At 35.8% G+C, this 26,481-nt stretch carries 25 protein-coding genes and 1 riboswitch; of the genes, 10 read left to right on the top strand and 15 right to left on the bottom strand.

What is annotated here, in order from left to right:
* Window positions 1–12 precede the first annotated feature (12 nt).
* From K0R93_RS10480 to K0R93_RS10450, 7 genes are all read right to left on the bottom strand, one after another.
* Window positions 13–3,414 (bottom strand): RNA-directed DNA polymerase, encoded by a 3,402-nt coding sequence (locus K0R93_RS10480; protein WP_300300938.1) that lies wholly within the window; start codon window positions 3,412–3,414, stop codon window positions 13–15.
* 205 nt (window positions 3,415–3,619) lie between these two features.
* Entirely contained in the window at window positions 3,620–5,185 is a 1,566-nt protein-coding gene (locus K0R93_RS10475) for a recombinase family protein (protein WP_300300936.1), read from the bottom strand.
* Between the two features lie 90 nt (window positions 5,186–5,275).
* Window positions 5,276–5,401 (bottom strand): hypothetical protein, encoded by a 126-nt coding sequence (locus tag K0R93_RS10470; RefSeq protein ID WP_300300934.1) that lies wholly within the window; start codon window positions 5,399–5,401, stop codon window positions 5,276–5,278.
* A gap of 129 nt (window positions 5,402–5,530) precedes the next feature.
* A complete protein-coding gene (locus K0R93_RS10465; RefSeq protein ID WP_300300930.1) occupies window positions 5,531–5,752 on the bottom strand; it encodes a YdbC family protein in 222 nt (73 codons plus the stop codon).
* 14 nt (window positions 5,753–5,766) lie between these two features.
* Entirely contained in the window at window positions 5,767–7,269 is a 1,503-nt protein-coding gene (locus K0R93_RS10460) for a type I restriction enzyme endonuclease domain-containing protein (RefSeq protein ID WP_300300928.1), read from the bottom strand.
* A gap of 3 nt (window positions 7,270–7,272) precedes the next feature.
* A complete protein-coding gene (locus tag K0R93_RS10455) occupies window positions 7,273–7,419 on the bottom strand; it encodes a hypothetical protein (protein WP_300300926.1) in 147 nt (48 codons plus the stop codon).
* The gene (locus K0R93_RS10450; RefSeq protein ID WP_300300924.1) at window positions 7,403–7,993 is read right to left on the bottom strand and encodes a YdaS family helix-turn-helix protein; all 591 of its coding nucleotides are present in this window, start codon (window positions 7,991–7,993) and stop codon (window positions 7,403–7,405) included. The genes K0R93_RS10455 and K0R93_RS10450 overlap by 17 nt, the downstream gene beginning before the upstream one ends.
* 335 nt (window positions 7,994–8,328) lie before the next feature.
* A riboswitch (cyclic di-GMP riboswitch) is annotated at window positions 8,329–8,414 on the top strand.
* A gap of 137 nt (window positions 8,415–8,551) precedes the next feature.
* Between K0R93_RS10450 and K0R93_RS10445 the strand changes: the two genes are divergently transcribed.
* Window positions 8,552–9,880: a methyl-accepting chemotaxis protein gene (locus K0R93_RS10445; protein ID WP_300300922.1), complete on the top strand. Its 1,329-nt coding sequence runs from the start codon at window positions 8,552–8,554 to the stop codon at window positions 9,878–9,880.
* 157 nt (window positions 9,881–10,037) lie between these two features.
* Here the strand turns inward: K0R93_RS10445 and K0R93_RS10440 are convergent, their stop codons facing one another.
* The 3 genes from K0R93_RS10440 to K0R93_RS10430 all read right to left on the bottom strand — a co-directional run bounded on the left by K0R93_RS10440 (window position 10,038) and on the right by K0R93_RS10430 (window position 13,594).
* Complete coding sequence (locus K0R93_RS10440) at window positions 10,038–10,337, bottom strand: ATPase (RefSeq protein ID WP_300300920.1); 300 nt, start codon at window positions 10,335–10,337, stop codon at window positions 10,038–10,040.
* A gap of 104 nt (window positions 10,338–10,441) precedes the next feature.
* Window positions 10,442–10,561, bottom strand: coding sequence for a PC4/YdbC family ssDNA-binding protein (locus K0R93_RS19205; protein WP_334305785.1), 120 nt, complete (start codon window positions 10,559–10,561; stop codon window positions 10,442–10,444).
* An 84-nt stretch (window positions 10,562–10,645) separates the two neighbouring features.
* Window positions 10,646–13,594, bottom strand: a complete 2,949-nt coding sequence (locus tag K0R93_RS10430) for an ABC transporter substrate binding protein (protein WP_300300917.1) — start codon at window positions 13,592–13,594, stop codon at window positions 10,646–10,648.
* A 240-nt stretch (window positions 13,595–13,834) separates the two neighbouring features.
* Between K0R93_RS10430 and K0R93_RS10425 the strand changes: the two genes are divergently transcribed.
* From K0R93_RS10425 to gltS, 3 genes are all read left to right on the top strand, one after another.
* On the top strand, window positions 13,835–15,073 hold the full coding sequence (locus K0R93_RS10425) for an ATP-binding protein (protein ID WP_300300915.1): 1,239 nt from the start codon (window positions 13,835–13,837) through the stop codon (window positions 15,071–15,073).
* A 6-nt stretch (window positions 15,074–15,079) separates the two neighbouring features.
* A complete protein-coding gene (locus K0R93_RS10420) occupies window positions 15,080–15,967 on the top strand; it encodes a DNA-binding domain-containing protein (protein ID WP_300300913.1) in 888 nt (295 codons plus the stop codon).
* Window positions 15,968–16,102: 135 nt separating this feature from the next.
* Complete coding sequence (gltS, locus tag K0R93_RS10415; RefSeq protein ID WP_300300911.1) at window positions 16,103–17,302, top strand: sodium/glutamate symporter; 1,200 nt, start codon at window positions 16,103–16,105, stop codon at window positions 17,300–17,302.
* A gap of 38 nt (window positions 17,303–17,340) precedes the next feature.
* On the opposite strand, the gene K0R93_RS10410 is transcribed toward gltS, so the two are convergent.
* From K0R93_RS10410 to K0R93_RS10395, 4 genes are all read right to left on the bottom strand, one after another.
* Window positions 17,341–18,360, bottom strand: a complete 1,020-nt coding sequence (locus K0R93_RS10410) for a homoserine dehydrogenase (protein WP_300300909.1) — start codon at window positions 18,358–18,360, stop codon at window positions 17,341–17,343.
* 86 nt (window positions 18,361–18,446) lie between these two features.
* Window positions 18,447–18,707, bottom strand: a complete 261-nt coding sequence (locus tag K0R93_RS10405) for a hypothetical protein (RefSeq protein ID WP_300300907.1) — start codon at window positions 18,705–18,707, stop codon at window positions 18,447–18,449.
* Window positions 18,708–18,752: 45 nt separating this feature from the next.
* A complete protein-coding gene (locus K0R93_RS10400) occupies window positions 18,753–19,013 on the bottom strand; it encodes a hypothetical protein (RefSeq protein ID WP_300300905.1) in 261 nt (86 codons plus the stop codon).
* A gap of 527 nt (window positions 19,014–19,540) precedes the next feature.
* Window positions 19,541–20,659, bottom strand: coding sequence for a glycosyltransferase family 4 protein (locus K0R93_RS10395; RefSeq protein WP_300300903.1), 1,119 nt, complete (start codon window positions 20,657–20,659; stop codon window positions 19,541–19,543).
* 239 nt (window positions 20,660–20,898) lie between these two features.
* Between K0R93_RS10395 and K0R93_RS10390 the strand changes: the two genes are divergently transcribed.
* The 5 genes from K0R93_RS10390 to K0R93_RS10370 are packed head-to-tail and all read left to right on the top strand — an operon-like array spanning window position 20,899 to window position 24,778.
* Entirely contained in the window at window positions 20,899–21,858 is a 960-nt protein-coding gene (locus K0R93_RS10390; RefSeq protein ID WP_300300900.1) for an RnfABCDGE type electron transport complex subunit D, read from the top strand.
* Entirely contained in the window at window positions 21,855–22,457 is a 603-nt protein-coding gene (locus K0R93_RS10385) for an FMN-binding protein (RefSeq protein WP_300300898.1), read from the top strand. Before K0R93_RS10390 ends, K0R93_RS10385 begins: the two co-directional genes overlap by 4 nt.
* 3 nt (window positions 22,458–22,460) lie before the next feature.
* Window positions 22,461–23,081 (top strand): NADH:ubiquinone reductase (Na(+)-transporting) subunit D, encoded by a 621-nt coding sequence (locus K0R93_RS10380; RefSeq protein WP_300300895.1) that lies wholly within the window; start codon window positions 22,461–22,463, stop codon window positions 23,079–23,081.
* Window positions 23,078–23,668, top strand: coding sequence for an NADH:ubiquinone reductase (Na(+)-transporting) subunit E (locus K0R93_RS10375; protein WP_300300892.1), 591 nt, complete (start codon window positions 23,078–23,080; stop codon window positions 23,666–23,668). The genes K0R93_RS10380 and K0R93_RS10375 overlap by 4 nt, the downstream gene beginning before the upstream one ends.
* A gap of 12 nt (window positions 23,669–23,680) precedes the next feature.
* Window positions 23,681–24,778, top strand: coding sequence for an NADH:ubiquinone reductase (Na(+)-transporting) subunit F (locus tag K0R93_RS10370; protein ID WP_300300890.1), 1,098 nt, complete (start codon window positions 23,681–23,683; stop codon window positions 24,776–24,778).
* A gap of 39 nt (window positions 24,779–24,817) precedes the next feature.
* Here the strand turns inward: K0R93_RS10370 and K0R93_RS10365 are convergent, their stop codons facing one another.
* Window positions 24,818–25,249 (bottom strand): DUF2935 domain-containing protein, encoded by a 432-nt coding sequence (locus tag K0R93_RS10365; protein WP_300300888.1) that lies wholly within the window; start codon window positions 25,247–25,249, stop codon window positions 24,818–24,820.
* Window positions 25,250–25,384: 135 nt separating this feature from the next.
* Between K0R93_RS10365 and K0R93_RS10360 the strand changes: the two genes are divergently transcribed.
* Complete coding sequence (locus tag K0R93_RS10360; RefSeq protein ID WP_300300886.1) at window positions 25,385–26,398, top strand: hypothetical protein; 1,014 nt, start codon at window positions 25,385–25,387, stop codon at window positions 26,396–26,398.
* Window positions 26,399–26,481: the final 83 nt, after the last annotated feature.

Below are 26,481 nucleotides of genomic sequence, written 5' to 3'. Positions count from 1 at the left end.
CTTTGCAAGAAGTTATTCAAAAAAGTACTCCATCATAAACTCCTGAGCGCTTATTTGAAAGTTTCGATTTTTGACTACTAGAAAATCATTAATATCATGATTTTCAAATATTATTGATAAATCAAACACCACTTTTATTCCATTCTTTTTAAAGTATTGGTTTATAAACAATATTTCAGAATAAAACCAATTGTAAGCAGCGTTAATAAATAAGCAAGTCACATTGCATATATCTTTATTTAAATATTTTATTATACTATTTTCCTCAGTTAACTTATCATTATGATCAACAAGTTTTCCCAAATCCTTTTCATAATCACATTTATTCTTACATCGATCACCACATGAATTTTCTATTTCTTCTTTTGCAACACTAAATTGCGGTAGATAGTTATGAATAATTTCGATACCTATTTTCCTAGCATTATCTATGTCTTTTCCTCTTTCCACTATCCTTATCTCATTTACGCTCATATGTTTGACCCAATGAAAGATTGATAATTTATCCATTCTCTCTATATTTCTTTCTATGACATCCTTACTGATTCTGGTACACTCTACATCACAACAATCAGCTATTCTTAAAAGGTGCGATAATAGTTTTAGTTTTATAGGATGTCTACCATCATGTAGATAATCTGGTATCTTTCCCATATCATCTTTGTACATACCGTGTGATAAACCAATTAATCCAATATCCCTTCTTTCTGCGATATTCAATGGTAGCTCTGGATAATCACCAACTATTTCTTTTTCGCTAATAGACGCATGTTTATCTCTGACAATCTGTTCCCTTAGTCTATCAACTATATTATGAATATGATAAATTTTATTCAATTCTGAACTTTGTTCTAACCTAGTTACAGCCACTTCACCAAGAGCTTCTATCTCTTTTTTATACTTTGGCAATATTTTTGAATTCATATCGTATAGATTTGAATCACTAGGAATAGCCAGCATGCCCAGATCATGTACGTAACATGCTACAAATAATCTAAACGCCTCTTTTTTATTGAGATAAATTCTAAATCCAGATTCTTCAATAATACTATGAATTATTTTTAATAATAATCTTCCATGTTCATGATTATGTAACGTATACAGATGGCACTCTTTAGAACCATTTTTCCAGTTTGCTTCTGTATATCTAATAATTTCAACAAATCTATCAATTAAGTTCATGTCCTGCAGATAATGACTAGCAATATTTATTGTGTCATGATGAAGGTTATTAACGGAAATTTCTTTACTTTGATCAAAATCTAAAATGATTTGAATCAGATTATTAATAAAATCTTTCATATAAAATCTTTTTACTTTTAGCATTTTAAAGATTCTCAGTTTCCAAAAACAATTTACAACTACTTCGAATCTACCATCTGAATTATCTCCAAAAAGAGTATTGAAAAAAACTATTAAATTCTTTTTCCACAACATTGATGGAGTTTTATGATAAAGAATTTGATTTTCATAGTAAGGATTACCAATCAAAGTAATTCTCTTATCTTTCATATTAATCCATATATGATTTGGATCGAAGATACTACAGGGTAGCAATTCATTACATTCTAATTGAAACTTAACCCACGAAAAAAGGTTTTTTATAAGTTCAATTTTTTCTATATCCGAAGCATGCTTTGAAAATTCTTTAAAGGATATTAAGTTGTTATCTATCCTTATAACATAGCAATGCTTATCCGTAGAGCTTAATCTTCTTATCCTTTTAATTTTAACATAGTCTATATTCTTGAATGATTCATCATCTAAATAATTATCAGTAATAAAACCACTACAATTGATACAATATTTTTGCATTGAATCATACTCTTCCAACTTTTTACCCATTAATTTACCTTTATAAGGAGAAGGTAATTCAACAACATTAAATATTTTGTATAGAATAACATTTAACTCTCTATCTTCGTCTATTGTTGTTAGGTCTATTTCTTTCTTTAAATAAGAATACCAATCTTCATGGCATGTTGTTAATATTCCTTTTAAATATACAGTGCTTTGATTGATGTTATCATTAAACAGCTTAATATTATATTCTATTTGATTCTTAGGTAATTTCAGCTCTTTCGGTGAATACTTAAAACAATATTGAAGACAAAGATATCTGATATAAGTTAATTCATCAAGGTTGCTACTACAAATAATTTCTTGAAGAGTCATTATGAGCTTTCTTTTTTGCTTATTAGAATATGCAGCTATATGCAATGCATACAACATTGCTGCAAAATTAAGAATTAAATACTTTTCTGATTTTAATTCAGAAACATATTGGGTCCAATCCTTCAAATCATCAATTAACTTAATAATCCTATATAGGGCGAACTTATCAATTCGTTCAATAAAGTCCGTTGTTACTCTATTTTCTTCAAATAGTTCCCTCGTTTCATTAATTAGTCCTCTTAGGTTATTTTGCATCTTGGTCCGGCTCTCGCTTGTTAATATTATGTTATCCATGATAGCTCTATTTAGATTTGACCCCTTGCCTATTATTCTTCCCTCATATATTTTTTTATCATCAATTTTGAGAATGTCGGTTTTTCCATCACTAAAATCTAGATCTCTGTTCTTGAGGTATAATTTGAATTCATCACTGATCCTTTTAGCTTGCTTTTCTGTTTCACAGTAAAATCTAAAGTCATCAACATATCCAAAATAGCTTGTCCTGTGCAAAATATCTTTCTTTTTTAGCTGTTTAAAACAATCTCTAATATAAAATAATGCAAATAGAGGCGAATACAATGGACCTTGTGGAAGACCTTCTATTGCTATTTCTTTTCCAATAATGTTAACTCTTTTAATTGATAGTATCTTATCAAGCCACTTTAAAATAATATCACTATTTTTATTTTTATCATCTTTTATGTAAATACTTATTTCTCGTTTTAGTCGGTCTAAATCAATCGATGGATAAAATTGTTTAATATCAATTTCAACAACATACTGATAAGATGATGTTTCATCTAAAGCTTTCAGTTCATGATCAAGAAACTTGGAGTAACCGACCTTCCAATTTTCATAAAAATAAATTGACTCTTGATTAAGTAATGTATATGAAAAATTTTGTCGCTCTAATACAGGTCTTATTAATTCTGCTATAACGTTTAAGACAGATTGGCTTATAACTGAATCATAAAAATTCATTCTTGCTAGTGGTCGTACTTCCCAAGTTTTATCTGCCAATATTTTTTTGGGTTTATTTAACACCTCAAGTGGCTGAAATTGAAAATTATCAGGTTCACATAAAATGTTCTGAATCTCGTCATATATTGTAGGTATACAGTCACTAAATACCTCTTCCTCTATTGTTGAATGTAATTCTTTATTCATTGCTCCATTTTTTGTTCTCTCATATGCTAAATGTATATTTCTATAGTCTATAAGCTTCTCTCTTAAATCCATATTTTATCCCCCTAGTTAAATGAATTAATACCATTATTTTACACATCTATTTTATATTTTGGTGTCGAAATTTGGTGTTTATCATTTCTTTTTATTAAAATATGCCTCAAAGATAATAGAGTAATAGTGTTTATACCGTAATTTTATTATCTTTGAGGCATATTTGGTTTTTCATCTCTATCTTGTGTAATTATATTTTAAAAACCTAGTAATTCCAGTGAACGATGACTCGCTGCTCATCTGTTTCTTTATTTTTTTCTCCGATCTCAATATATTCAACTAATTGATTAACCATTTCATGGCTCAGCTCTTTAAAATTCTTATATTTCTTTACAATCTGTACCCATTTCTCAATCGTGTCATACTTTTCCTTAATTTTTTCAAGTTCCTCTTCTATCTGAGCCTTTCTCCCTTGTAAAGCTGACTTTTCCTTACCAAAGTTTATATTGAACTCATTGAACTGCTCTGTAGACAGAACCCCTCTTACCTTGTCTACGTACAGATTTCTAAGAATAATGTCCTTATCCTCAATTTCCTTTTCAATTTTTTCGAGCTCTGCTGATAAAACTTTATCTTTTTTCAACAGATCTTCCTCTTGCTTAAATCTATATCCCAACCTATCCTGGTCTGCCCGTTTAATATGATCCTTTATTTTTTGTTCTACCACTCTGGTGAGCTCATCAAGGCGTATACTGTGGCTGGTACACAATTCTTTTTTCGGATCTCTAACATACAGTTTACATCTTAAATAAGATATATCTCGGTTGCTCCTTGTTTTGTTCATATTACTTCCACAGTTTAAACAACGAAGCTTACCTGCAAATAAATACGCTTTACCTTGTCCAGTACTGCGTACTTTGCTATTTAGCCTGTTTTGTACTATTTTGAATATCTTTTCATCAATAATCGGTTCATGGGTTTCTTTAACTATTTGCCACTCTTCGGTTGGCTTGACAAGCATTTTTTTTGATTTATAGTTAGCCTTCTCGCGTTTACCTTGTACCATATTTCCTATATATACTTCATTTCGAAGAATTCTCCGTATAGTAGTTTTATTCCAGAATCCGTATCCATCGGTTTGTGAGGAATTCTCAAATTTAAGTCCTTTAAGCTGCTTGTATCGTGTTGGATTTGGTATTCCCTTTTCATTTAGTAAGCGGGCAATATGCTGGGTACCATGTCCTTGTAAATACCAACTAAAAATCATTCGAATAACTTCTGCCGCTTCTTCATCAATAATAAATCTGTTTTTATCCTCTGGGTCCTTCTCATATCCATAGGGCGCAAATGAACCAATAAATTCTCCTTGCTCCCTTTTCACCTTAAAGGTCGCACGTATAGCCTCACTGATATCCTCGCAATACCATTCATTTACTAAGCTATTAATCTGCCTTGACTTCTTGTTTCCCTTTTCCGATGTATCTACATTGTCTGTCAAGCTTATGAATCGAATTCCCCACTGGGGAAACTTGTTATGTAAATACCGTTCAATGACTTCTATATCTCTTGAAAATCTCGACTGATGCTTACAAAGAATAATCTGAAACTTACCTGCTTGGGCATCTCTAATCATCTGATTGAACTCAGGTCTATCTTTGTCCAATCCAGAATAATCATCATCACTATATATCTTATAGATGTCCCATTCTTTCTCCAGAGCGTACTTCATCAATAGATTTTTCTGATTCTGGATGCTTTCGCTTTCATCAAACTTATTCATCTTATTTTGATCTTCATCGCTCAATCTACAGTATATAGCAACCTTTTGCAAGTAGTTATACCTCCTTTTCCAGGACTAGAAGTATAACTGCCTACTTTGCCTTGACCAAATTATCTCCAAAGCAGGTAGTTATAGTGCTTGTCAATTACTACTGAATTCAGATTGTTTAATCACTCTATAAAGCAGCTCTTCCAACACCTTTAACCGTTCTTCTTCATCTTCTGTCTTAAATATTTCTTCAACCACGATAATAGTTTTCTTAGCCATAAAATCCCCCTGATAATGTCTATGAAAGAGGGATTTTGTCCTATGTATGAAATAATAGAAGCGCTCTTTGATTTCCAATCAAAGAGCGCCTTTTGTAAACCCATTTTTTTCATAAATACTGGCCTACTGCTATAAATCCATGTCGTTTAAGATTTCTTTTAATTTTTTCAATTCTTCCTTTGATAATGTAACTCCTTTACCCATCTTTTCATCGTTTGGAGACCATTCGCGGATATCGTACTTTGGCTCACGGTCATTCCAACTGATGCTTCGTAGCTCCTTTGTCCAGCCTTTAGCTGACTCGGATAAAACTCCAAAGGATTCTTTCACTTCATATTTTAATTCAGCCATTACTTCATCCTCCTTTAAAAACCATAGCTTGCTTTATGCTCTGCTACCATTGGTAAATCCACCATATCATCATAGGATGCAGCCTCATTACTGCACATCAACTCTACTTGTTTCATTACTACATTTAAGGCCTCCTTGGCATGCTCTGGCGGATAATCGTACTTCTTAAGCAATCTTCTTACAATAGTTCGCATGGTAGCTTGGGCTTGAGTTCTCACATTAAAATCAATAGTTACATTCCTTCTGATAGCGTCCGTAAGCTCCTGCGCGATTTTCTTGAGGGTTTCATCGCTTACAAATTCTTTCACCACTTCATCCTTTGAAAGAGCATAATAGAATGCAATCTCATCTTTATTGAGTCCAAGCTTTTCTTCCTCTTCATGCATTCTCTTGATCTCTTTTGCCATACGAATTAGTTCTTCAATCACTTCTGCATTGGTAATGGCTTGGTTTCGGTATTTATTTAGGGCTTTTTTCAGCTTTTCAGAAAAGAGTTCAGATTTTACTAGGTTACTTCTCTCCATAGTTCGTATAGCACCTTCAAGGAGCTTTTTCAGCATCTCCAAAGCAAGGTTCTTTGTCTTCAAAGCTTTCACTTCTTCTAAGAACTCTTCCGATAGGATTGATACATCAGGTCTTGTCAATCCCATGGCTTCGAATACATCGATAACTTCTTCAGAAATAATGGATCTCTCCAGCATTTGATTGATTCTTTGTTCGATCTCTACTTTGGATAGGGGCTTTCTACCTGTTGTATCTAACTTCACTAAGCTTGCTTTTACAGATTTAAAATAGCTGACTTCTAGGGCAATAGCTTTTCCTGCATCTGTAGCAGCACATAGTCCATGGGCTTTGCCTAGTTCTGTGGCAAACTGTTTAAAATCCTTCTGTTCCTTTTCACTTTTGGATAATATGAAATCCATTCCTGCAGTGATACTACGGATACGTTTTACCTGTGACTGTCCCATGTAGTCTAAGTAGTCTAATCCGTGGAACATTCCTCTCAGAACTTCCAGCTTTTCAAGCATAATAGCAATAGCTTTCGATGTATCTATGCCGGTATTTTCCTTATCACCATCTGTGTATTCCTTTAGTGCTCGTTTTAAGCTTTCCAGTATACCAATATAGTCTACAACTGCACCGCCTTCTTTGTCCTTGAACACACGATTTACTCTGGCGATCGCCTGCATCAGGTTATGTCCCTTCATGGGCTTATCAATATACATGGTATGCATGGAAGGTACATCAAAGCCTGTAAGCCACATATCACGGACAATGACGATCTTTAACTCATCGTTGTTCTCCTTCATCCGATTGGCAAGAGTATCTCTTCTTTGCTTACCATCTACATGTTTTTGGAGTCTTTCTTCATCGGCTGCACTGCCTGTCATGACAATCTTTATTTTTCCTTTGTCCACATCATCACTGTGCCAATCTGGTCTAAGGGTTATGATTGCATCATATAAATCAACACAGATTTTACGGCTCATACAAACGATCATTGCTTTGCCGTCCATGACCTATGCCTTTGTTTCATAGTGGACTACGATATCCTCAGCTAGCTTCTTCATGCGGTTTGGTGAGCCTACGATGGCTTCAATCCGTGACCATTCCAATATTTGCTGTATTCTCTGCCATTGTCTCTCTCCCTTAGTAGTTATGGTCATCCAGCACTTCGAAGAGTGCTGATTCAAATTCTTTTTGTTCTGATCCAGTTGTAATATCGCCAGGCAATACGTTTAAGTAGTGAGCTAGTCCTTGCAGTGTTTTGTGCAGAATCATTTCAGCCCCAGCTTGGTCCAAAAGCTCAATAATGATTCTATAGCTATCCATATATGGATGCTTGTCTACTACATCTAAGGACTTTTGAAATCGCTCAATGATTTTCGCCTTTTCAATACTTCTTTCTATGCTATTGATTTCTTCCTTATCGTATACAGGGACTTTTTCTAGCGTACTTCCACCACTACCCAAAACCTGCTTATGGCTCTTAATGATAGGCTGTAAGTCACGCTTCAGCTTCTCTTTTTGTATTTCCAGCTTTTCAATTTCATCAATCTCTTTTCCAAAGTATCCAGCATCAATATTGAAAAGCTGTTCTAGGTCTGGCAGATATTTTTTAGGAACTTTCTGCTTCCCTTTGATCCACAAATTGATATTCTGCTTCTTGATCCCCAAATACTCAGCCAGTTCTAAATGTTGCATATTGTACAGTCCTAATATATACTCTAAACCTATCACTCAATCACCACCTACCAAGGTTCATCTTATTGTCTTAGTCAATATAGTTACATTATATTCCATTTTATTGTCTCGGTCAATTAAATTTTAAATTGTAAAAAATCTGCATTAAACTAGACAGCTATTTTATATTTGTCCAATATATTGTAGTACTTCTATTACTAAATCTATTGTCAAGCTCTTTACTTTTTGATACAAATGAAGAGTCTACGAGTATATGAAAATCTTTACACAAAAATCAAAGCGAGTATTTTGAAGGAGTTTTACTGTAAACGAAGAATATAATAATAAATTCTATAATTATGCCAGTATTTTGGAAACAATAAAATTTTATATATCGATGATAGCAACCTTACCGAAAGATAAGCACGGAAAATTATGGGTCTATGGAAGATAACTCAATGACTGCCAGGTTACCGTAGTGTTCATCCTATTTGTTGGAAATTTGTTTTTCAACTGATTACATATGTATCTTTCAGGCATCTATAGCTTCATGGATGCCTTTATATTTCATACCAATTATTTTGTAAAACTATTGTAGAAAGGGTGGCTAATATTATGGAAGAGAATAAATTAGAAAAAGTAAAGTGGTATCATGAAATAAAATTTAGATTGGTTGTTGTTATCGTAGTAGTACAATTACTTAGCTCTACAATCGGAAATATCGTCAATTCCCTTATACTTCAGTCAAAAGAAGTCTTATCGGATTTAGGAATTCCTATTCTATTATTAGATGGAGCAATGGGACTAATTATTTCAACGATATTAAGTATAGGTATTATGACTTGGACAATTACGTTTATTTTTGACCGTCTAGTGACGAATAGATTAAGCGAATTGATGGCAGTAAGTAAAGAGTGGGCTAATGGTGACCTGTCCTCAAGAATAAAAATTACACGATCAGATTCTATTACAATCCTAGGAAAAAACTTTAATGTAATGGCTGAAAATTTAAGATTGCTAACGACGCAGATAGCTAAAAACTCAGAGCAAATTGCTGCCATGTCTGAAGAGTTAACTTCAAGTGCTGATCAAAATGCAAAAGCTACAGAACAAGTAGCATTTACTATACAAGAAATAGCTAGCGGGGCAGAGTCTCAAGCAAACAAAGTATATGAAACGAATGCTATTACAAATGAATTATCCGCTCGTATTCAACAGACAACTGCAAATGCTCAATTAGTATCGGCATCTTCGCAAGAAGCTGCAACCTCAGCTCATCAGGGTGAGAAAGAACTTAAAGTTGCAGTTGAACAAATGAATACCATTGATAACATTGTATCTCATTCAACAGGTATTGTAACTCAGCTTGGTGATAAGATTAAGCAAATTGGAAGTGTAGTTGACCTCATCAATAGCATTGCCGATCAAACAAACCTGCTAGCCTTAAATGCAGCTATCGAGGCTGCTAGAGCTGGTGATGCAGGTAAAGGTTTTGCTGTCGTTGCAGAAGAAGTAAGAAAACTCGCTGAAGAATCAGCTAAAGCTACACAAAATATTACTAGAATCGTCACTGAAATTCAGAATGATGCAAATGAAGCTGTTAATTCTATGAATAATGGTAATCATGCGGTGAAAGAAGGAAGCTCAGTTGTACATAATGCTGGAATTGCGTTTGAGAAAATATTATCTGCAACAAATAGTGTATCCAGTCAGATACAAGAAGTATCAGCATCTATGATAAAGATGAATAAGGACAGTGAGAACATGGTGGCTAATATGCAAGATATATTAAAGATAGCCACTGCGTCATCTGCTGGTACACAAACAGCTGCTTCTGCTTCAGAACAACAAACTGCATCTATGGAAGAAATAGCAGCTTCTGCAAATAATTTAGCTACACTAGCAGAAGAATTACAGTTCTCTGTTATGAAGTTTAAATTATAGATAACATAAAAATATTGGTTTATAAATAGAAAGAAAGGTGTCCTCTAAGTTCACCTTTCTTTTAGTTCTTCTCAGTATCCGAATTACAATAAATCAAACAAGTGTGTTGTTTACGATATTCTTTACAGTATGAATCTTCTAATCTATATTTTTGTGTTTATGAAACACCAGCATGGGGTGCTGTGCCATCTATCATAGCGATCTTCAATGCAGGGATTACTATACCATCTACAGAGCCATTGTCGGACGAGCACTGATGAAACTCAACATCATAGCCTTTATCTATCATCTCTTGTGCGATCTTCTTCATAAATGATGATTTCCCTACACCAGGACCGCCTTTAATAATAAACAATCTTGTTGCATCCGTTCCTATAATATTATCGTAGTATGAAAAAAAACCTTTAGCAGTATTTCCTCCTGGAAAAACCTTCTTTATAGAACCTTTCTTTGCCATTTTTAATGTCCCCCTTCACACAATAATTATTGCCCATATTGTTATGCTATGTGGGGAATAAAAATGTGTGTATGTCCCTACTAGTAATCAGTTCTAGCTTCCCATTATAAGTCCATCTTATTTAAAATATCCCTTAAATTTTTCAATTCTTCCTTTGATAAAGTCACTCCCTTGCCCATCTTTTCATCATTTGGCGCCCATTCCCTTATATCGTACTTTGGCACACGAATATTCCATAACAACTAAACCATGCTTCTGTGCATAAGGCACAAAAATCAGCTTAGAAAATACCCCGCTGATTTTTTGTGTTAGATATTCATAAATCTCTTTGCTTCTTCTTTAGGTACAGGCCTGCTAATCAAATAACCCTGTATAAGATCACACTTGTATCTTTTCAGTGTTTCTAGTTGTGCTTCTGTCTCAACACCTTCTGCTACAACCCTAAGACCTATAGAATGAGCCAATGTCACAATAGATTCAGTCAGTGGACTCCCTTCCTCGTTCACTAGGTCATCAACAAATGACTTATCAATCTTTAATATACTAATTGGCAGCTCTCTTAAGTAATTCAAAGATGAATACCCTGTTCCAAAATCGTCAAGGATGATATGAACCCCTAGTTCTTTCAATTCATGTAGTTTTTCAATATTTTGAGTAAATGACTCCATCAATGCAGTTTCAGTTATTTCCAAACCAATCAATCTTGGTGATACACCTGAAGCTTTAATAATATGCTTCACAGTATCAACAAAATCATTATGGATCAATTGTATAGGGGATACATTCACGGATACAATGATTTCTTGTTTTGTGTCCGTATTTATTTCTTTTGCAAATTTACACGCTTCCTGTATGACCCACTTTCCAACCTCTGCAATCAACCCTGTTTCTTCTAATATCCCAATAAATTGCAGAGGAGAAATCCATCCATGGTCTGGACTAAACCATCTGATTAAGGCTTCGAAGCCATAGATATTTCCGCTGTGTGGTTCAATCTCAGGCTGATAGTATAGCACAAACTCATTTCGTTCTAACCCGTATCTCAATCCATTTTGCAAAAGTAATTTTTCCTCAAGATGTTCATTCATAGAACGCTCAAAGAAACGATAACAATTTTTTCCGTCCTGCTTTGCTCGATACATAGCAGTGTCTGCGTTTTTAAGCAGATCATCGAGGGAAATACCGTCATCTGGATGAATTGCAATACCAATACTTGCAGTTATATGAAAGCTCTTCTGATCGATGACAAATTCCTTTTCAAGACATTTGATAATATCCTTGATGAAGCAATCTACCTGCTCTCTGCTGCTTAAGTTTTCATACAGTATCAAAAATTCATCTCCGCCTAATCGCCCGATATGAACATTCTGTCCAACCTTCTCAAGAAGGCGTTCACCTAATCTCATTAATAAAATATCACCAAATGTATGCCCAAAAGCATCATTTATAATCTTAAAATTGTCGATGTCTATAAAAATTACAGCACTTTTTGTCTTCTTATCCTTTGATTCCTTAACAATTGCACGGAGTTTGTGGTGTAGTGATGCTCTGTTTGGTAAGTTAGTTAGCGTATCATGATACGCCAGCTGTTTAATTTTTTCCTCTTGAATCTTTTTCTCATGGATATTGGCGTGGGAACCAGCCAATCGTTTGATGCTTCCATCATAATCTTTCAAGGCTATTCCCTTTGCAAGAACCCATTGATACCCTCCATTTTTCCGTTGAATCCTATACTCACTGACAAACTGATCGATTCGCCCACTTTTAAATGTGTCCAAAACTGCAGAAACATCCTCTCGATCATCAGGGTGCACGAGGTCGACCCATGCATCAAATTTGCTTATTTCCCTATTTTTATAGCAGTCAAATATTTCATACCAACGCTCAGAGAAGAAGCTCTCATTGGTATGTAAATCCAACTCCCATAAACCTTCATTACTTGCTTCAAAAACAAGCTGATACCGTTCTGCACTTTTTTGTATGTAGTTCCTATTTTCTTCTAATTCTTGGTTCTGTGCTCTTAATTCCTCTTCTGATGCAGCGAGTTCTTCATACAAACTACTTAGCTCATCATGACTATACAGCAGGTCTCTCTCGACTTTTTTCCGTTTATTGATGTTCCTATACAAAATAAAAATGAAAACAACCATGCATGTAAAAATTGCTGTAACAGCCCAAACAAGATGTCTATATACTTCATAGAAAGAAAAGGGCTTATTGATCAGAATACTGCCCGCTGGTAGCTTCTTGCTTGAGATGCCAAATGCTTTAAGCTGCTTATAATCAAATATGAATGAGGTTGTTACTTTCTCTTGCAGAGGTATTGTGGCCACATCTGCGCCTTTGAGAATTCTAATACCTATATTGGCAGCTTCCTTCCCCTCTATATCTCCACTTAAAAGGCTGCCACCTATGACGCCATTCCCTAAACCCATTTCATACAAACCATAAATAGGCGTATTTGTCTTACTCCCCAGGACCTCCGCCCATTCTTCGATATCCATTGTTTTTCCTTCGATGTCCCTTGTAAAGCTCGTCATAAGAATAATACTATCCGCAGGAAGCTCTAAGCCTTTACTCATCAAGTCATTAAAACTTACTGTACTCAATGAGGTTACATTTAAACTTGGATCTACTTTACTGACACCTTTTATAATATCATGAAATGCTTGTATTCCTGTTTCAGTATTGTCATGAAACACATAGATTCTTTTGATTTCTGGATTGATAGACAAAGCAAAGCGGACTGTATTCTTTGGGTCAATTTTTTCTGCTACCCCTGTAAGATTCTCTGTCTGGTCCATATATATTTTCGCTGTATCTGGATAAATCCCACAGAATACAACTGGAATATCTGTAAAAATTTTTTCGCGATAGTTTAAGGTAAAATTTAGTGCCGCATCATCACTGACCATCACCAAATCTATTTTTTTATTCGCATACTTATATCGAATCCTTTGATAAAAACTATCTAGATTCTCTGGCTTAGGATATTTCTTCCAGTCTATGTATTCGACCATCAAATTTATTTCCATTTCATCTTCCTTAAATCTTTTTATGATTGCATCTGTGATGCTATCGGTCCATGTAAAACCTTGGTGATAGGAGTTAATAAGCAATACTGTTTTCCCGTGATCATGAGCTTGGACTGACACAGGCTTGTAGAATATTACACCCATAAATGCAGACAGGCTGCTTATAAAAAGAACTATCGTTATGAGCTTTATACTTAAAACTTTTTTATATTGCCTATTCATACACCCATCCACCTGTCGGCTTTCTTTTTTGAGTTACAATTTTTGATAGAATGATACATTTTTCACCATATCCTTAGTATACCTTCCTCCTTTGCAACAATCAATATCTATGAACAATCATTCCTTTGAATCTCATGTTTTCAGTTAGAATTTAGTTTTTTACCAATGAGACGGATTATTTTTGTTTTTTTCGTCAAAATTGATATAATAAATACTGACTTATTTTATGTGGAGGATTCTATGGAAAAAGCTAAAAAATATTTGCTGCTTATGATTACCATCGCGTTATTTGGAGAAATCTATTTTTATCCTTTGCATAGTTCACTGCGAATCTCTGCAGGGATTATTGCTTTAAATCTAATTATTTTATTGGTTGATGATGTCTCTGAATTTTCCATAGCAATTCTTGCAGCAGTGGCTGTTTTCCTGTTAAGAAACTCTACCGGCATGTATTTTTCTAACTTATCATTAATAGCTGCGGCCAGTTATAATCTTCCTTCGGCAGTTTATTACTTGGTATATGGATTTCTTACATTCTTCCTTGGTGTTCGAAAACATCGAGATCAACTCCTCCCTACTATCGTTTTAATGACCTCTGTTGACTCCTTGAGCAATATTACAGAAGCTCTCATTCGCGACAAGCTTATTAATTACCAAATGCTTCAAGTCATAGTTTTGGTTGGATTGGCTAGAAGCATTGCAGCATACTTCATTTATTCACTCTATAAAAATCAAGAATTGTTTATCTTAAATCGTGAACATCAGAACAGATACGGTCAGCTAAATGTTTTGATCGCTGACATTCAAGCGGAGATGTTCTATTTGAGAAAATCAATGGATGATATAGAGCAAGTTATGAGTAAAAGCTACAAACTATACGAAAAATATAAAGATCATGCAGATCTACAGGAAGATACTTTAGATATTGCCCGGGAAGTTCATGAAATCAAGAAAGATTATCATCGTGTATTGGGTGGCTTTGAGAGTTTCTTAAAAAACTTTGAAGATGGTGGCACAATGACCCTTAAAGACATGCAAAATATTATCAAAGAAAATACCCATCGTTATTTATCTACCCATCAAAAAGACATTACGATTCAATTTTATTTTGATGATGACTTTCGGCTGATAAAATACTATAATCTATTTACAGTGTTAAACAATCTCATTATTAATGCTATTGATGCTTCTAGTGATAGTGGTTTCATAGAAGTCACTGAGCACAGTAATCACGATCATATTTTTTTCGCTGTGAAAGATCATGGTGAGGGCATTGATGAAGATATCATGCCTTACATTTTCAATCCAGGCTTCACCACAAAATACGATGTCCATACTGGAAAGTCTTCTACGGGGATTGGATTATCTCATGTGAAGAATATCCTCGAAACATTAGGAGGGAATATTACCGTTACACCAAATACTGAGAAAGGGGTATCCTTTGTTCTTTCCATACCAAAACAATCTCTAATAGGGTGATGATGAATGTCAAATACTTTTTTTATTATCGATGATGATATCAATATCAGAAAAATGCTTTCTAACCTCATATCTAAGAACGATTTAGGCAGAGTGGTTGCAGAATTGAATAGCGGTGAACATGCAGTGGAAGAAATTCTTTTCTATAATCCTGATATCGTATTAATAGACCTACTGCTTCCTTTTAAAGATGGTGTGCAAATTATAGAAGCTGTCAAAAAAGAAGGCTTTCATGGAAAATTCATTATGATTTCCCAAGTAGAAGATCAACATATGATTGCAAGAGCCTACGAAAACGGCATCGTTTTTTTTATTAGTAAGCCTATCAATATGATAGAAGCAATAAATGTGATACAAGGCGTATGTCATAATATCGAATTAGAACGTTCTGTACAGCTCATCAAGAGCGCTGTATTAGGAATTGCCAGAGAAGGACAAGTACAGAACAAGGTCAGTGCCAATGATACTATTACACACATATTTACCGATATTGGGATTGTTGGAGAGTCTGGCAGTAATGATTTAATGAAGCTTATCAATAAAATACTGGATTTTAAGAAACAATCTCCATTTTCCCCCTATCAGCTTCAAGACTTTTATCATCAGATAGCTGTAGAAGAAAAACGATTAGAAAATTCAAGGACCAATACGAAGACAATAGAACAACGAATTCGAAGAACAATCTTAAAGGCCTTGGAAAATATTGCAGCCCTCGGACATGATGATTACTATAATAGTAAGTTTGTTGAATATAGCACCAGCTTATTCGACTTCAAACAAGTAAAGCAAGAAATGCGCTACATGGAAAATGGTCTAGAAGAACGGGGTAAAATCAATATTCGAAAATTTGTTGAAGGCATTATAAACAGAGTGAATAATCAGAAAAAGGATTGATATATTTCAGAAGTTGCTGAAAGTTGAATTATATAAATCTTATCGTGGTCTACTGTAGAAATTTGTAGTTTGGTGTAGTACCTCCATATAATGAATTTAAAGCAATAATTCATTATATTTAAGGAGGTATTTTTTATGGCTTTACAACTAGATATGATTCAAACCATTGCACTCGCTGTGGTAGTATTGTTTTTAGGACAAACTTTAAGAAAAAGAGTTAATTTCCTAGAAAAGTACTGTATTCCTGCTCCAGTAATTGGGGGGCTTATTTTCGCAATTCTTTCCTTGGTGTTAAAGCAGTCGGGTGTATTAACCTTTGAAATGGACACAACACTCCAAAAAGTTCTGATGACTGCATTCTTTACAACAGTTGGTTTTACAGCAAGCTTAAAGTTACTTAAAAAAGGTGGCATTCAAGTATTTATATTTTTAGGACTTGCTACTGTTTTAGTTGTACTTCAAAACGTTGTTGGCGTAAGTTTAGCAAAGGTTTTCCAGTTAAATCCTCTGATCGGACTTGCTACAGGATCTGTTCCTATGACAGGTGGTCACGGTACATCTGGTGCATTCGCTCCATTGTTTGAAAATGCTGGAGCTACAGGAGCAACAACAGTAGCTATGGCTGCTGCAACCTTTGGATTGATCATGGGAAGTATGATTGGCGGTCCTATCGGAAAACGTTTAATTGAAAAAAATAATCTTGAGCAAAAAAAGCTACAGTCTATGGGTATGAATGAAGCTGCTGCTACCCTTGAGGAATCAGTAAAACCTTTAATTCCTAACAATTTTGCAACGGCTGCTTCTCAGATTATATTGGCAATGGGTATTGGAACTGTGATTTCTATTGTTCTTCAAAAGACTGGTATGACATTCCCGCCGTACATTGGCGCAATGTTTGCTGCTGCCATCATGCGTAACCTTTCTGATGGCACAGGTTCCTTTAAGGTAGCTTCAGAGGAGATTGATCTTTTAGGTAACATTGCATTATCATTATTCTTATCCATGGCATTGATGGGATTAAAGCTTTGGGAACTAGCTGAACTTGCAGTACCAATGATTGTAATGCTAGTTGCTCAAACAACTTTAATGGGATTATTCGCTTACTTTGTAACCTTTAGAGTTATGGGTAAAGATTATGAAGCGGCTGTGCTTGCAAGTGGCCACTGTGGCTTTGGTATGGGCGCTACACCAAATGCCATTGCAAATATGGAAACGATCTCTGGTAAGTTCGGTCCTGCCCCAGCTGCATTTTTCATCCTACCGCTTGTAGGAAGCTTATTCATCGACTTCTTTAATGCAGGCGTAATCACAACTTTCATGAATTTCTTCAAATAAAAAGATGGGTGTTCCAGTTTAATGGAACACCCATCTTTTTATTTATATAAATTTATGATATCCTTCAGTGCCGCGGCGGCCGCGGCCCTTGGGTCTGATGCGCCGCCTATAACTGCTATAGCACCCATCAAATCGGTATAAAATACAATTCCCTTATCCTTATACTGTGTCCTACTCAATAGATTTGTGTGGTCTAGTTTCATTGGAGCAACCCATATCCCTGCCTGTCCGTCGTTTCGAACAACTTCCCCCACCAATTTAATTGTACAGTTTTCAGCTTTAGCCATCTTAATATCTTTTAGACTGACCTCTTCAATTCCTTGAATCTGCACGTCTTTTAAACTAAAATTTGTTCCCATTAAGCTGTTTGCCAGAATTACCAGTTTCGATGCTGTATCATAACCACCCACATCCAATTTTGGATTTTTCTCGGCAATTCCTTTTTCTTGTGCTTCAGTCAAAGCATCTTCGTAAGAAATCTCTTCTTCATGCATTCTTGATAGAATATAATTAGAAGTGCCGTTTAATATGCCTTGCATCTTTAGGATTTCATTTCCTGCTAGATTATATTGACCCATATCTATAGTAGGCAGGGCAGCAGCAGTTGCACCGCTCATCTTCATATTACGCCCGTATTGATTCATGGTATTGACTACATCTTCATAATGACAAACAAGGGCACCTTTACTCAAGGTTACCACATCCATACCTAATGAAAAAGCTTTCTTTATATGGGAATATCCAGGCTCTCCGGTTTCGATATTTGTTGGTGTTGCTTCAATAAGAACATCTGCTTCAATGGTCTCAAGAGCATCGGTACTGCTGGTTATTTTGAGCACATTTCCTTCGTACTTACTTAGGTCTTTCCCTATGGCTAACAACTTATCTACATCTACCCCCCGTTCTTCATAGATCATATTTTTTCTACCGATCACAGCGGTAAGCTGAAAATCCAAGCCATAGTTTTTAAGAATCTCTGGTCCCTTTTCCTTTATAATCTTAACGAATTGATTCCCTATATTACCATAACCTACAATGGCTATCTTCACTTTCTTCATTAGAATATCTCCTCCGTTTCCTCTATTTATATTCGTCTTTCTCTTATCTTTTCCTGCAAAAACAGATGGGTCTCCCCATCTGTTTCTTACATATTGATTCTCATAAATTGTGCATCAATCCTATTTCTTTCTTCCATTACTTCCTTAATCCTTTTATCATGTTCAATTAATTTGCGTACCTTTTCTTTTCTTTTTTCATCATCTCGTTTTACACGAATATCTATATGAAAATGGCTAATGTTTAAGTTTAGATTTAGTACTGACATAAGCTTATTCCTCCCTGCTTCAATTATTTCTCGAATTTCTATTTCTTTTGAATTATTTAGTATCATATTTTCTCTATTCATTTTCTTTCCTCCTACAGTATCCTGTTCTTATAACTCGAATCTTTCTTACATAGTGATTCTCATAACCTGCCAGTTAAGTTTATTTCGTTCTTCCACGATCTGATTTATTCTCTGTTCTTGTTCAATGACTCTTCTTACTCTCTCTTTTCTTTTTTGCTCATCTTTTTTCACAGAAATATCTATATGAAAATGACGAATATCTAAGTTTACATTTAAAAATGACATGGCTTTCTTCCTCCCTGTTCTTACAATATCTGTTAAAGCTATCTTTTCTGGATTTACTTTGATTATGTTTCCTCTACCCATATTACTACCCCCCTATAAACAACTTCTCCAATTGAAACCTAAATCGTAATCACCTTAAACAATATGATCCTCCCCTTTCTGCGCAAAATAAAAGCCATAGGGCATAACGCTACCTATGGCTTTCCAATGCATTCAACGAAACATGAACAAATACAATCCATATTTCCTTAACTGACAGTCTATGAGAATCGGAAATCAAAAAGCCATAGATAGTATCACACTACCCATGGCATTAAAAAGTTCTATGTTAAAGTACATAATTACAGAACAATACCTCTATATATGGGTCGTGCAATTTTTGAAATTGATTCAGTTTTTCTACAGGAACATGCGGTGACGACTTCAACGGCATAGCTTACAGTTCTAATCATTTAAACACGACCTCCTTTTTCCAAAATTTTCTTTTTACCTGTGATTATTATATGCCTATCTGGTAAAAATTACAACTATTTTCTGTATTTGTAATATAAGTGTAATATTCACACCTGTTTCGTATTATTATGACCAAACATATCCGTTTTTATTCACTAGGTGGATAGACTATCATAAACCCTTAGGGTTTCCAAGGATGCTTTTTCCCATGAGAACTTTTTCGTTTGATCTAATCCTTTTCCAATCAATCGACTCCTTAATTCCTGATCCATGATGGTATCATACATTCCTTGCGCTATATCCACGATTTCGAAGGGATCAATATAGGTACAGCTCTGCCCCATGATTTCTGGTATAGAGGAAACCTTTGAAGTTACCACTGGTACTCCACAAGCAGCAGCTTCAAGGGGTGGTAAACCAAATCCTTCATATAAAGATGGATATACAAAACATGCACATCCATTATAAAATAAAGGCAAATCATTGGTTGGTACAAATCCAGTAAAGATCACCTTATCTTCAACGCCTAGTTTTTGAGTCAATTTTTTGAGATTTACGTAGGTTCTGGAAGGTTCTCCCAAAATCACAAGCTTAAAGTCCTCATCAAATTCATGACAAATCATATGAAATGCCCGAATCAATCGTGCAATATTTTTTCTTGGACTGAATCCACCTAAGTACAGTATATATGGACTCGCGATTCCATAAGTTTCCGTAATTTTTTTCTTCGCTTCTCCCTTATCTATAGGCTGAAAGATCTTGTCTGCTGCATGATAAATCACCTCAACCTTTTCTTTTGGTACGTTAAAGTATCGCATGATATCCTTCTTTGAGTGCTGGGATACGGTAATGATCTTATCGGCTCTTGAAATTGCTTCAGGAGTATGCCGAAGCACATAATCTAGATGAGGTTTGTCAACTGTTTCTGGCATAATATAAGGGATCAAGTCATGGAGTGTGATGACCAGCCTATGACTTCCCTTACTCGGTATACCTATGCCATTGACTGTATTATGGAAAACATCAACCTTCGGGTCTTTATCCCATTCTGTTCCATACATTTGCTTCCAAAAATCTCCTCTTCTCTCTTTTTCATCTTCGTGGGTAGATCTGTATAGATTTACTAAAGAGTGATCTTTTTTTTCTGGATAGAAAAGCATGTAGGTATTCAATGAATCTATATACTTTAAATTTGAAATAATTTGACTTGTATAATTTCCTAAACCAGACCCTATGTGCCAGCTTGCTACTCTAGCATCTATTCCAATCTTCATGCTATCGGCTCCCTTTCCATAATATCTTTTATGTAATTTGCCACTTACCAACATTTTATGTAATAGGAACCCATAGTGTGAACATTATCATTCTTCATTCCTTTTATGCAATAATGACTACCATTTAGCATATTATGAGTAGTATGATGTCACATCCACATCAATTTTTATAAAGTAATGTTTTTAATATTCGTTTTACTGGGTATTTGATAGATATATCTTAAGAGGGGAGTGTCTAGATGAGCGATATTAAAAAAACACTGTTCATGAAACAAAAACTTATGCGAAAAGTAATTTATAGTCTCATTCCCATAGTGATTGCATCTGTTTATTTTTTTGGCCTCAGAGCGTTGGTTTTAATGGCTTGGGTTACTGCTATCGGCATTGCTGCAGAATGGTTCTTTGAGAAACGCTACAACAAACCTATTTCTGAAGCAGTAATTGTAACATGTATGTTATACACCCTTACATTACCACCATCTACCCCGTTTTGGATTGCTGGAGTGGGTATTGTTTTTGGCGTTATTTTTGGCAAAGAGGTCTTTGGCGGATTCGGTAGAAATGTATTTAATCCTGCCCTTGTGGCTAGGTCTTTTGTCTATATATGTTTTCCAGAGCCTTTAACAATTCATTGGGTAAAATCAGCCGCTGGCTTTCCAGGTGGATTTACCGTATGGCTCACAGAAAGTATAGATGCCATATCCCAATCTACACCTATGTTAATCTTTAGAGAAACAACCACAATGGAATCATTTACCCGTTTATTTTTAGGAAATACCCCTGGCTCCCTTGGTGAAACCAGTGCCTTGCTGATTATTTTCGCTGCCATCTACCTTATCTATACCAAGTCAGCAGCATGGCAGACAATGGCTGGTGTTTTTATGGGGTATCTTTTTATGAGTTCTAGCCTCTACATATTCGGTGCACCCACTGTACCTAACCCATTGTTTGGTTTGCTTTCTGGGGGTTTACTGTTTGGTGCGGTTTTCATGGCAACCGATCCTATTTCATCTCCTATGACCAAGGAAGGTCGATGGATTTATGGCATCCTCATCGGTATCGTTACCGTTATTATCAGGGGTTATGCCCTATTTGCCGGCGGTATTATGTTCGCCATACTTATCGGGAATACCTTTGCCCCCCTTATTGATGAAGGTGTCAAGCTTTATAAAAGCAATCGAAAGAAGGTGACTGCATGAAAAAAGGCAGCCTATATTCGGTTTTCTTTATGATGATTGTCACAGCTATCTTTACTTTGGCTTTGTCTGCTTTAAATCAAAGTACGATCGCTGCTGTTCAAGGAAATCAAATCATCAAACATCAAAAGAAGCTGCTGTATGCTTTTAATATACCTTTTGACGATACTATGAAAACAGATGAGATCAATGCCCTTTACGACACCCACATCAAAGAATCAAAGCAAGGATCTATGCTTATCTACGAAGGGCATATCAACAACCAGCTGATAGGATATGCTACAGAAATGGAAGGTCCAGGTCTATGGGGTAACATACAAGGTATTGTTGCTGTGAATAAGGATCTAAATAATATTCTAGGCATTGATTTTCTAGCCCATTCTGAAACCCCCGGTCTAGGCGGCCGAATAGATGAGAACTGGTTTAAAGAGCAGTTCCGAAATATTGAGTTAAATAATTCATCACCCTATGTCCTGTATAGACCATCACCTAATGGTACTGTCGATGCCATTGCAGGGGCTACCCTCACCTCAAAAGCAGTATTGAATATTGTGAACGACAGTCTGATTGAATTTTTAGAGCTTAAGAAAGGGGGCAAATAATCCATGGGCAATACAAAAAAAATATTTTTAGAAGGATTTTGGAAGGACAATCCAATTTTTCGCCAGATTTTAGGTATTTGCTCTGCCCTTGCCGTTACCAATTTAATGCTGAATTCTCTGGTCATGGGCATAGGTCTTATATTTGTGACTTCTTTCTCTAGCTTAACCGTTTCTCTTATTCGTCAATATACACCAAAGCATATCCGTATGATGGTTCAGACCCTAATCATCTCCTCCTATGTAATTATCGTGGATATCGTCCTAAAAGCCTATTATCCCTCCATGAGTGAAGCCTTAGGCCCATATGTGGGATTGATTATCACAAACTGTATTATTATGGGCAGGTGTGAAGCCTTTGCTCAAAATAATAAACCACTGGTTTCCTTTCTTGATGGTATAGCATCTGGTATTGGCTATTCGTTTATTCTTCTCGTAATCGCATTTTTCAGAGAGCTTATGGGGTTTGGTACATTATTCGGTTACCCACTTCTTGGCAGCTGGTGGACGAAATGGACCCTTATGATTATGCCGCCAGGAGCTTTCTTTATGTTGGCTATAGTCATTTGGGTGGCCCGTAACCTATCTCCTGATGATGAGAAACAGAAAGAAGGTGCAACATCATGATAGAAATCAATCCTATTGTTATACTGTTTGCTGCAATATTTACAAACAACATGATTTTTTCAAACTTTCTAGGTATGTGCTCTTTCATTGCGGTATCCAAGGAAATCAATACCTCTTTAGGCCTTGGCCAGGCAGTAACCTTCGTCATTACAGCTACTACGATACTCAATTATTTGGTATATCATTATGTACTGATTCCATTACACCTAGAATACATGAGGTTTATCGTCTTTATCATTGTCATTGCTGCCTTTGTTCAGCTAGTCGAGATGGTCTTAGAACGATATATGCCGAATTTATATTATGCATTGGGTATATTCCTTCCATTAATCACTGTGAATTGTGCCATTCTAGGGGTATCACTTTTTATGGTTATTCGAGAGTATAGTTTCTTGCAATCGGTGGCTTTTGGTTTAGGTTCTGGGTTAGGCTGGACATTAGCCATTCTCGCTCTAGCTGGTATCCGGCAGAAGATTAAAAAGAATAGGATACCAAAAGGGCTTGAAGGTCCAGGAATTACACTCATTATCATTGGCTTGATGGCCCTTGCTTTTACTGGTTTTTCAGGAATTGTACAAATACAGTAGGAGGTGTTTGCCATGACAATTGGTATCACAGTAATCGTCATCACTGCCATTGCAGGCATCTTGGCGCTGCTCCTTGCTTTGGCCAATTCCTATATCGCCAATTATGGGGAGTGTAAAATTATCATCAATGATGAAAAAGAAGTCTCTGTAGAAGGTGGAAATTCTCTTCTCACGTCTTTAAGGGACAGTCAAATTTTTATCCCTTCAGCCTGTGGCGGGAAAGGAAGCTGTGCCTATTGTAAAGTATCTGTTATCGAAGGAGGCGGCCCTGTTCTTTCAACGGAATTGCCCTATTTATCAGCTCAGGAAATGAAAAATAATGTGCGATTATCCTGTCAATGCAAAGTAAAAGAAAACATGAAAATTCAAATTCCTGAAGAGTTATTCAATGTGAAGGAATTCCGAGGCCTTGTCGAAAAACTTGTAGATTTATCACCAACGATTAAATTCCTTCGGTTAAAACTGATTGAACCCCTTCAGATCACTTTCAAACCAGGTCAATACATTCAACTCAAGGCTCCAATCTACCAAGGGAATAATGAGGAAGTGTATAGAGCCTATTCTGTTGCATCCAATACCAATGAATCTGACCATATCGATTTGATCATCGGATATGTTCCTAACGGCATCTGTACAACCTATATTCATGAGTTTCTAAAAGAAGGTGATGAAGTTCTTTTTAACGGACCTTACGGAGATTTCTATCTTCAGGATAATGATAGAGAAATGATTTTGATTGCAGTAGGAACAGGTATGGCACCGATGCGGGCTATTCTTTATCAAATGCTATCCCAGGGAACTACAAGAAAAGCAACCTACTTTTTTGGCGCTCGTACCCTGGAAGATCTGATATTGACAGAAGAAATGAAATCCTTTGAAGAAAAGCTTTCAGACTTCACCTTCTCCCCGTGCCTATCTCGCCCAACACCTGCAGATGGATGGACCGGTGAAGTAGGCCGCGTTACGGATCTGATAGACAAATATATAGTAGATGGGGAAAACAAGGAAGCTTATCTATGCGGCAGTAAATCTATGATCGAGTCTACCATTGAAGCCCTGAAGAAAAAAGGTATCCCTGAAAATTTAATCTATTATGATAAGTTTGATTAATGTATAAACAGGTGGTTCATGATAGAACCACCTGTTTATTCAGATCTGCATATATAGTGTATGAAACAGACGATCCATGTAGGTCTGTTCTTCTTCTATATGGGATAATAAGGTTTGCCATACCTTATCCTCTTTTCCATATTTCATAATTTCCTTTATCAATCCAATCCAGATTCTATTTAATCTTCCGAACTCATTTAGCAATACCTTTGCTCGATTCATGTATACATACATCATTGGTTGTACTGCCATGCTTTGCGCATCGACCAATTGTTCCTTCGCTTTCAAATTCAATGCTTCGAAGGATTTGCTTAGTTTCTTTAGTTCTTCGCTGATATCCTTTGGCAAATCTTTTCTGCTGAGTTTTGCCACTGTTTTTACAAATATAGGATGTTCGCTAGAAATGTCTGTCCACATAATTAATTCTCCAAGCACACACTGTAAACTATAGGCCATTGTATAACAATACACGCTTTCACCACCTTTTTTCAATTTAAATTCAAGTCATATATCATGTTATGAATTTTTTTTGATTTCTGTTACGAAAGATGTTTTCAGTATTGTTTCATTTGCCAGTGGAAATACTAGTTTTGAGGTGATTCTATGGTGAAAATAAAAAAATGGGGCATTTTGGCCATGATTTTTTGTATTCTTATAACATCCGTTGCTTGTGCAAAAAAGCCGCAAAAACCAAGTCCTAAATCTGAGAATGAACCAAAACCCCTTCCAAAAGTAGTAGAGGAAATCGAGCAGGATGCACTTAAAATTATGGAGCAAGTGGATAAGCTTCCCTTCCTCCAGCGTGTCATTATAGAAAAGGAAATGATCGAGCAAAAGAAAAAAGCTGAAGAAGCTCAGATGAAAGCCGCAGAAGGAGGAGGCGGAGGCTCAGAGGAACAGAAACAGGGTGGTGAGCAAGGCGGTGAACAAGGAGGTCAACAAGAGAGTGGTCAAGGGCAAGCCCCGAGTAGCAGTGAAGAAGAAAAACCTGCACCTATGACCATCGAGGAGGGTATTCTTACTGAACTCATGAAACGGGAAAAATCTGATGAAGCTGAGAAGGAAGGCCAAAAGACACCTAAAAGCTTAGATGAAGTATGGACATCAGTGAACGCGACCATTTTGGGTCTCCACAACAAGTGGAATGTTTTAGAACCGCAGCTTATTCAACAGGGTGTTTCCCCAGAATCAATGAATAGTTTCGAAAACGCCCTTGATAACCTGACCAAGTTTGGTTTCGAGAAAAAATACTTTGAAACACTTTCCGTTGCCAATAATCTTACAGCATATCTGCCAGATTTTCGAGCATACTTCAAAAGGGAGGTTCCCCCATCCATATATACTTTGAAGTATCAAGTGAGAAACCTTGTATTAAACGCAGCCGTAGGTGATTATGATGTAGCCCAGGAAAGCTTAAGCAAACTAAAAGACCATGGACAGACCCTAAAGCCTCAGCTAATTGAAAAAAAAGCCAAAGCCACAACGGATAAATATGACGCATCAGTAAATAATCTAGAAAAATCTCTTGCGAAAAAAGACCTACAGCTTATTAAAATTAACAGCAGCATCGTCCTAAAGAATATTCTGCTTATGGAAGAGGATTTATCTGCCTCCATGTAAAACGTAAAATAAGAGCACTGAAACGGTTTCAGTGCCCTTATTTTACATTTAAAAAACAGGAGTAGCTAAGAAAGGTCTTTCAG

Source organism: Anaerosolibacter sp. (genome assembly GCF_029240175.1).
In the GTDB taxonomy this organism is placed as follows: Bacteria; Bacillota; Clostridia; order Peptostreptococcales; family Thermotaleaceae; genus Anaerosolibacter.
The sequence above is the reverse complement of the archived record's forward strand: the minus strand, read 5'-3'. Positions and strand labels throughout refer to the sequence as shown.

What these genes read in the sequence shown, in the direction of transcription:
- K0R93_RS10390 (WP_300300900.1), top strand. Translation starts at nt 20,899, where the DNA reads ATGAGCGATATTAAAAAAACACTGTTCATGAAACAAAAACTTATGCGA.
- K0R93_RS10440 (WP_300300920.1), bottom strand. Translation starts at nt 10,337, where the DNA reads ATGGCAAAGAAAGGTTCTATAAAGAAGGTTTTTCCAGGAGGAAATACT.
- K0R93_RS10400 (WP_300300905.1), bottom strand. Translation starts at nt 19,013, where the DNA reads ATGGGTAGAGGAAACATAATCAAAGTAAATCCAGAAAAGATAGCTTTA.
- K0R93_RS10470 (WP_300300934.1), bottom strand. Translation starts at nt 5,401, where the DNA reads ATGGCTAAGAAAACTATTATCGTGGTTGAAGAAATATTTAAGACAGAA.
- K0R93_RS10425 (WP_300300915.1), top strand. Translation starts at nt 13,835, where the DNA reads ATGGAAAAAGCTAAAAAATATTTGCTGCTTATGATTACCATCGCGTTA.
- K0R93_RS10480 (WP_300300938.1), bottom strand. Translation starts at nt 3,414, where the DNA reads ATGGATTTAAGAGAGAAGCTTATAGACTATAGAAATATACATTTAGCA.
- K0R93_RS10465 (WP_300300930.1), bottom strand. Translation starts at nt 5,752, where the DNA reads ATGGCTGAATTAAAATATGAAGTGAAAGAATCCTTTGGAGTTTTATCC.
- K0R93_RS10385 (WP_300300898.1), top strand. Translation starts at nt 21,855, where the DNA reads ATGAAAAAAGGCAGCCTATATTCGGTTTTCTTTATGATGATTGTCACA.
- K0R93_RS10410 (WP_300300909.1), bottom strand. Translation starts at nt 18,360, where the DNA reads ATGAAGAAAGTGAAGATAGCCATTGTAGGTTATGGTAATATAGGGAAT.
- K0R93_RS10380 (WP_300300895.1), top strand. Translation starts at nt 22,461, where the DNA reads ATGGGCAATACAAAAAAAATATTTTTAGAAGGATTTTGGAAGGACAAT.
- K0R93_RS10375 (WP_300300892.1), top strand. Translation starts at nt 23,078, where the DNA reads ATGATAGAAATCAATCCTATTGTTATACTGTTTGCTGCAATATTTACA.
- K0R93_RS10445 (WP_300300922.1), top strand. Translation starts at nt 8,552, where the DNA reads ATGGAAGAGAATAAATTAGAAAAAGTAAAGTGGTATCATGAAATAAAA.
- K0R93_RS10405 (WP_300300907.1), bottom strand. Translation starts at nt 18,707, where the DNA reads ATGAATAGAGAAAATATGATACTAAATAATTCAAAAGAAATAGAAATT.
- K0R93_RS10430 (WP_300300917.1), bottom strand. Translation starts at nt 13,594, where the DNA reads ATGAATAGGCAATATAAAAAAGTTTTAAGTATAAAGCTCATAACGATA.
- K0R93_RS10370 (WP_300300890.1), top strand. Translation starts at nt 23,681, where the DNA reads ATGACAATTGGTATCACAGTAATCGTCATCACTGCCATTGCAGGCATC.
- gltS (WP_300300911.1), top strand. Translation starts at nt 16,103, where the DNA reads ATGGCTTTACAACTAGATATGATTCAAACCATTGCACTCGCTGTGGTA.
- K0R93_RS10420 (WP_300300913.1), top strand. Translation starts at nt 15,080, where the DNA reads ATGTCAAATACTTTTTTTATTATCGATGATGATATCAATATCAGAAAA.
- K0R93_RS10395 (WP_300300903.1), bottom strand. Translation starts at nt 20,659, where the DNA reads ATGAAGATTGGAATAGATGCTAGAGTAGCAAGCTGGCACATAGGGTCT.
- K0R93_RS10460 (WP_300300928.1), bottom strand. Translation starts at nt 7,269, where the DNA reads ATGGACGGCAAAGCAATGATCGTTTGTATGAGCCGTAAAATCTGTGTT.
- K0R93_RS10455 (WP_300300926.1), bottom strand. Translation starts at nt 7,419, where the DNA reads ATGACCATAACTACTAAGGGAGAGAGACAATGGCAGAGAATACAGCAA.